Genomic DNA, 6,174 nt, shown 5'->3' with positions numbered 1-6,174 from the left:
GGCTGATAGTGCTTCCATTTAAACAAAGTTTCCTTTTTCATACTGATCACACACCCTTTTGTAGAGTAATAGTATCAGTATGTCCAAGATTTACAGATTCATTGCACAAGTGTTATACTTTTGGCACCAGAACCGGGCAAGGTCTTGTCCGAACAGTATAATCTACGCCTGTGGAGAGCGTGTAAGACCGAATCTCGTAAGAGATAGGCAATGCTTGTAGAATCAGGAAGCCCCCACTTCAAGCAGTGATAGCCGGTAAGTGGTGGGTAGTTCACTATACTTTATATARAAAACTAARASATAAMATATAAKAAAAAACGGCGAACCCTCCACGTAGGAGAATCTACCATCACAAATAACTGATTATTTCACACCTAATTTTCCTTCCACTATCGTAGGAAGCTCGTCTTTCTGCACTTCTTCCCAAGCTGTTACACCTTTTTTATCTGAGTGATATACACGTAGGAATGCTTTTTTACGAAGATTCTTTTGCGCAGCAAATTCTAACTCCTTTTCTTTACCTTCCTTATCAAAACCCGATAATATATATTCATACTCCTTTCCCATCACTTCACCATCCATAGATTTTGAAACTCCCTCTTTTCCATCCATTGTAATTTGAACGTAATATTCATCTTTACCAATACGGTTGATATCACAACCAACTAATAAGCTTGCAAATATAACTAAAATACTAAAAAGTGCAATATGTCTTTTCATGTTGTTCACCTCTTTGATTTTCTATTATACTGTAATCTTATTCTGTTTTCGTTTGAAGAGAAATTCAAAAACATGACGTCCACATTACATTTTCGTAAGATAACAAAATTAACTACGTAAATACTTACAAATGAGATATTATCCCCCTAGACGCTATACAATGAAATATTTGCTTAACCATTGAAAATCATTTGAAGGATTACTTTCTTCTTCATGTTCTTTACTATTTCATGACTTGTTTCAAATTAACTCCCCTCATTTACCGCCTTCTAACAATCCGCATCACACACGGCTTAATACATTATCAAAAAGAAAAAAGCTCTGCACTATGCAGGCTTTCTTTATGATTTCACCGCTAAATTATTCATAAAACTTTCTATAGAATTCGCCTGAAATATACGAAAATAGGGAGATTGAACGTCGTAATGTTTGTCAGTAATTATAAGGATTGAAGGAAAGAATTTAGAACCTATCGGTTGCCAGGATTCATTGTGCCATTCTTGGCTATGGAAGTATAACTCGTATCTGTTTATCTTATCTTGCATTATTTTTTTACTGTACACTGACTTTTGAACTTCAATAAAGAATGGTGATCTACGCCATATAGTAAAAGCATCCGGCTCCATATATTCTTTCCCATACTTTGGTTCAACTTTGAATAGTTTAGGATTTTCATAATGAACGAGTTGTTTGTATACGTCCACAATACCAAGGAAATGAGGGGTTTTTTGACTTGTCTTTCTGATAGAACTCGGTTGCGGAAAATAAATGTATGGGTGCTGCCAAACATTCGCATCAACATAGCCATCTCTTCTTAATCGTTTCATAACCGTATTACAGCAAGTTACCGCATTCTTTAAGCCTTGAAAATGCAAGTCAATAATATCGTCACGGGACATGCATCTAAATCGCTTCAAATCATTCAAAATTCCTTTATCTCTACTCTTCATCATCTAACACCCCAAATAACGGAATTTCTTCTTGCGATGAATTCTGAAGTATTTTCTCCTCTTTAGACGTGCAATATGGTTTAACAATTTGTTTCGCCTTACTTAATTCCAAATAAGGAGCTTGCACTTTCTTTAATCCATTTCGTTTTAAAATCATTTGGCCAGATTGCTCTAAGTGCTCTGAACCAGGAGTACCCATGATATTACTATTAATTGCACTATCACATTTAAAGCCGATTCTAACGGTCATATTTAGTTTTAACTTACCATCTAACACTTTCGCATCTGGCCGCTGCATACTAAGCATAAGAAAAACTCCAAGTGATCGACCGACTGCTGAAATCTTTTCAATTGTAGTCATACACTCTTTTTCATCTTTAAGCATAGCCACTTCATCGATAGCAAGTAGAATATATGGTTTTTGATGATCTGGATTTAATTTGTTGTAGGCATCAATATGATCAACCTCATATTCTTCCATAAGTTTTCTTCGTTCTCTAATTTCCTTCCACACCTTTTGAAGCATTATTTTCATTTCAATTTCTTCCATACAAACTTCTTTTACATGCTTCACTCTTCGCAAGAAATGAAATTCAGAGTTTTTTAAATCTCCAAGATACAAATGCAACGTATCAGGAGACATATATTGAATGAGTGTGGATAGTACAACACGTACCATACTACTTTTCCCGCTTCCCGTTTCCCCTGCAATTAATAAGTGCGGTGAATTGGAGTCAATCATATCGTACGCAATCATTTTTCCGAATTGGTCCCTGCCAACCACAACAGGTAAACGGTAACCTTTTAATAGTGGCTGCCACTCTTTATAACAATAATTGTACGATTTTAGCCCAGCATTTGAACGGAATACATGTAGGACAAATCTTTTCACATCACCTTCAATCGTAATATTCCGTCCTAATATTTGCTGAAAACAAAACCACTTCTTTTCAATCTTCTGTGGATCTAATCCGTTTGGTATGGTAAAAACATACCTCACGCTTTCTGCTGAAGAAGAAACATTATGTACCTTTGGATAAATAGGCACTTTTCCCCCGCGTGTTTGATGTTCCGTATATAAACCTGCTTTTCCGAACACCTCCATAAGCTGATTCCTTAACCTTTGCGTACGAAGCCACTCCTTTATAATCCCCATTACTCCCTTCCCTCCTTAAAACATGATTACGATACGAACAAATACATATCCAATCAAGCAAACTCCACCAATTCGCGTTCCGTGATAAATACCTTCACTTACAAATTTAGCTGCCGATATATAGTCATGTCGCACCAAGTATTTTTCTAACATGACTGCTCCGATTAAAAYCGTTCCCATWACTCCTAATGCAATGTAAGTATGTAATACCTGATCCGAGATATGAAGGAATGCGAAAGGACTTAATGAATTGTATTTACGTATTTTCTTTTCTTTATCTTTGTATGACCGATCCATAAACTCGCGAAAAGGAATTGTTTCTTTCCTAGCACGCATTTAAATGCCCCCTTTATAAACAGAATTTAGAATATAGATATTACATAGCTTCATCTACTTAATACCGTGGTAGTTTTACCTTGGTAGAAATCTTGATAAATAATGTGGTAATCATTCGCAACTTACTTTGGTAACCTCTTATTCTTCTACCTTAATAAATACCGTGGTAGCTGCTTTGATACATCATATTGTGGACAGCTTGTACATTATGTAAAAAACTTTTTCCGTCTATGCGAATAGTTTTTTACATTTATGTCCACAATGTTGAAAATGGGTTCAGGAGGGATTTAAGTGTTTTGGAAATTCGGAGGTAAAAACCGAACGAAATTAGGTAATTTTTTAGATCGGAATGGCTTCACCCAAAATGATTTAGAAAAGAACGCGAAATTAAGTCGCCCTACAGTTTCAAAGGCGTGCAATGATAAAGAATACATACCTAGTCCAACTGTAATGAAAAAAATTTTAAAAGTTATTAGGCAAATAAAACCCAACGTTAAATCCACCGAYTTTTGGGATATGTAAAAACTGGCTAACTAGARTCAGTTTTATTTTTTTTAAAAAAACCTTTATAACAGAACRCAYATTCGTATATAATAAGAACAGACGTTCTTATTTAAGGAGGTATAACGGTGTATGACTACTCAATTTTGCCAAATCGAATTGTTTTATGTGTAGATCTTCGCAGCTTTTATGCAAGCGTGTCCTGTATCAAGATGGGCTTAGACCCACTGCATACTAAATTAGCTGTAGTAGGAGATGTGAACAGGAGTGGCTCCATTGTTTTGGCTGCAACACCACCATTAAAGGCATTAGGTGTTAAGAAAATGGCAAGGTTGTACGAAATACCACGGCGTAAAGACATTCTTGTAGTAAACCCAATCATGGGAACTTATATAAAATGCTCAAATTACATAACAAAATTAGCTTTACAATACGTTCCGATTGAGGATTTCCACCAATACAGCATCGATGAATTCTTTATGGATATTACAAATAGTATCCATCTGTTTGCGAATGAGCCATATGAATTTGCGTTGAAATTCAAACGTGAAATATATGAGAAAACAAGAATTGAATGCACAATTGGGATTGGGCCTAATCCTTTAATGAGTAAGATTGCTTTAGATGTGGAAGCGAAGAAGACAAAAGACTGCATCGCATATTGGAAGTACGAAGATGTACCCATAAAATTATGGCCGATACGACCACTTAGTAAGTTTTGGGGGATTTCGAGTAAAACAGAAGTAAAGTTAAATCGAAAAGGAATACATTCAATTGGAGACTTAGCGCAATACCCGCTCAAATACTTAAAACAAAGCTTTGGGGTTATTGGCGAAGAATTACACTTACATAGCAACGGCATTGATTTTAGCCGYATTGCAGAAAAATACATACCMRCAACAACWTCWATKGGTAARAGYCAAATACTCATGCGTGATTACACAATAGAAGAATTTCCAATTATCCTTCTGGAACATATCGAAGAAGTTTGTTATCGGATGAGAAGACAAAACAAACTAGCTCAAACAATCCATTTTTCCATTGGTTACAGTAAAAATTACGCTGGTGGTTTCAGAAAAACTCACACTATGAACCGACCAACTAATTTAACAATGGATATCTATCATATTTGTACATATTTTTTACATAAGTTTTATACCGGGGAACCAATTAGATCTATCAATGTTTCTTTAACCAACTTAATCAATGAAGGTGAAGAACAAATATCTCTTTTTGACAATGTAATACAACGAGAAAAAGAAATGAAATTAACGAAGGTAATGGATGAAATACGCACTAAGTTTGGTAAGAACAGCATATTAAGAGGAATTTCTTATACAAATAGTGCTACAGCAAGATACAGAAACACATTGTTAGGAGGACACAAATCATGAACAACACTAATATGCCAAAGGGACGAGGAATGGTGAAATGGACGCCATTTGCTGCAATGACAGAACAATTTGAAGGTATACGTGAGATTATTAAGGAAAAGAATAAAGTAGCACGTCCAATCTTAACTTCTGAAGAAATAGAACTTATCGAGAACATGTTATTATGCTCATTACTATCTGAAGAAGAGGTGTTGATTACATATTACGAAGATGGCTATCTGCTTACTAACTACATGACCGTGACTGATATTGATCCATTGAATTGTTCTATACTATGTACAGATGCTTTTTATAACAGGATTACTCTTAAATTTATGGATGTTGTTGATGCAAAATAAAAGCATTCAATGCAAAGTATAAATACTAAATGTGGTTCTGGTGSAAAAACTTCAAAATATCTAAAAAAAGTCTTTCAGACTTGGACATACTGATACTATTACTCTAAAAAAGGATGTGATTGGTATGGAAAAGMARAATCTATTCAAGTGGAAACATTATCAACCGGATRTTATTTTATTAACCGTGAGATGGTACCTACGGTACAACCTCAGTTTTCGTGATTTAGTCGAAATGATGGAAGAACGCGGGCTATCCCTGGCTCATACAAMTATCATGCGATGGGTTCATCAATATGGYCMCGAATTAGATAAGCGAGTACGACGTCATCTTAAGTCAACCAATGATTCTTGGCGAGTCGATGAGACGTATRTGAAAGTCAAAGGTCAATGGATGTACCTATATCGTGCTGTTGATTCAAAAGGATATACAATTGATTTTCATTTAAGYAAAACAAGAGATCATAGGGCTGCAAAGCGTTTTTTCAAGAAAKCTTTGCAGTCTTTTCATGTTTCAAARCCCCGTGTGATTACAGTRGACAAGAACCCGGCCTWTCCTATAGCGATTGAAGAGTTGAAGACAGAGAAAAAGATGCCTGTGGGCATCCAAATAAGGCAGGTRAAATAYCTTAATAACATTGTRGARCAAGAYCAYCGKTTTATTAAAAAGAGAGTTCGTTCAATGCTAGGATTGAAATCTTTTCGTACAGCTAAATCTATTCTTTCAGGAATAGAAGCGATGCATATCATTAAAAAAGGCCAACTTAAAAAAGGCCAACTTA

8 protein-coding genes are annotated in these 6,174 nt (G+C 35.4%); 4 read left to right on the top strand and 4 right to left on the bottom strand.

The window, feature by feature from the left end:
* Positions 1–363 precede the first annotated feature (363 nt).
* From AC1DJR_RS14250 to AC1DJR_RS14235, 4 genes are all read right to left on the bottom strand, one after another.
* The gene (locus AC1DJR_RS14250) at positions 364–720 is read right to left on the bottom strand and encodes a YxeA family protein (protein WP_477002860.1); all 357 of its coding nucleotides are present in this window, start codon (positions 718–720) and stop codon (positions 364–366) included.
* A gap of 341 nt (positions 721–1,061) precedes the next feature.
* Positions 1,062–1,637, bottom strand: a complete 576-nt coding sequence (locus AC1DJR_RS14245) for a replication-relaxation family protein (protein WP_429688897.1) — start codon at positions 1,635–1,637, stop codon at positions 1,062–1,064.
* Between the two features lie 22 nt (positions 1,638–1,659).
* On the bottom strand, positions 1,660–2,826 hold the full coding sequence (locus tag AC1DJR_RS14240; protein WP_215561305.1) for an FtsK/SpoIIIE domain-containing protein: 1,167 nt from the start codon (positions 2,824–2,826) through the stop codon (positions 1,660–1,662).
* 15 nt (positions 2,827–2,841) lie between these two features.
* Positions 2,842–3,162: a hypothetical protein gene (locus AC1DJR_RS14235; RefSeq protein WP_477002859.1), complete on the bottom strand. Its 321-nt coding sequence runs from the start codon at positions 3,160–3,162 to the stop codon at positions 2,842–2,844.
* Positions 3,163–3,453: 291 nt separating this feature from the next.
* On the opposite strand from AC1DJR_RS14235, the gene AC1DJR_RS14230 reads away from it, so the two are divergent.
* The 4 genes from AC1DJR_RS14230 to AC1DJR_RS14215 all read left to right on the top strand — a co-directional run.
* The gene (locus AC1DJR_RS14230; RefSeq protein ID WP_002090389.1) at positions 3,454–3,684 is read left to right on the top strand and encodes a helix-turn-helix domain-containing protein; all 231 of its coding nucleotides are present in this window, start codon (positions 3,454–3,456) and stop codon (positions 3,682–3,684) included.
* Positions 3,685–3,791: 107 nt separating this feature from the next.
* Complete coding sequence (locus AC1DJR_RS14225) at positions 3,792–5,057, top strand: Y-family DNA polymerase (RefSeq protein WP_477002858.1); 1,266 nt, start codon at positions 3,792–3,794, stop codon at positions 5,055–5,057.
* The gene (locus AC1DJR_RS14220) at positions 5,054–5,395 is read left to right on the top strand and encodes a YolD-like family protein (protein ID WP_477002857.1); all 342 of its coding nucleotides are present in this window, start codon (positions 5,054–5,056) and stop codon (positions 5,393–5,395) included. Before AC1DJR_RS14225 ends, AC1DJR_RS14220 begins: the two co-directional genes overlap by 4 nt.
* Positions 5,396–5,519: 124 nt before the next feature.
* The coding region (locus AC1DJR_RS14215) for an IS6 family transposase (protein WP_477002856.1) at positions 5,520–6,174 on the top strand (655 nt) is incomplete at its 3' end.

The sequence above is a fragment of the Bacillus sp. 05T31 genome (assembly GCF_056396725.1).
The sequence above is the reverse complement of the archived record's forward strand: the minus strand, read 5'-3'. Positions and strand labels throughout refer to the sequence as shown.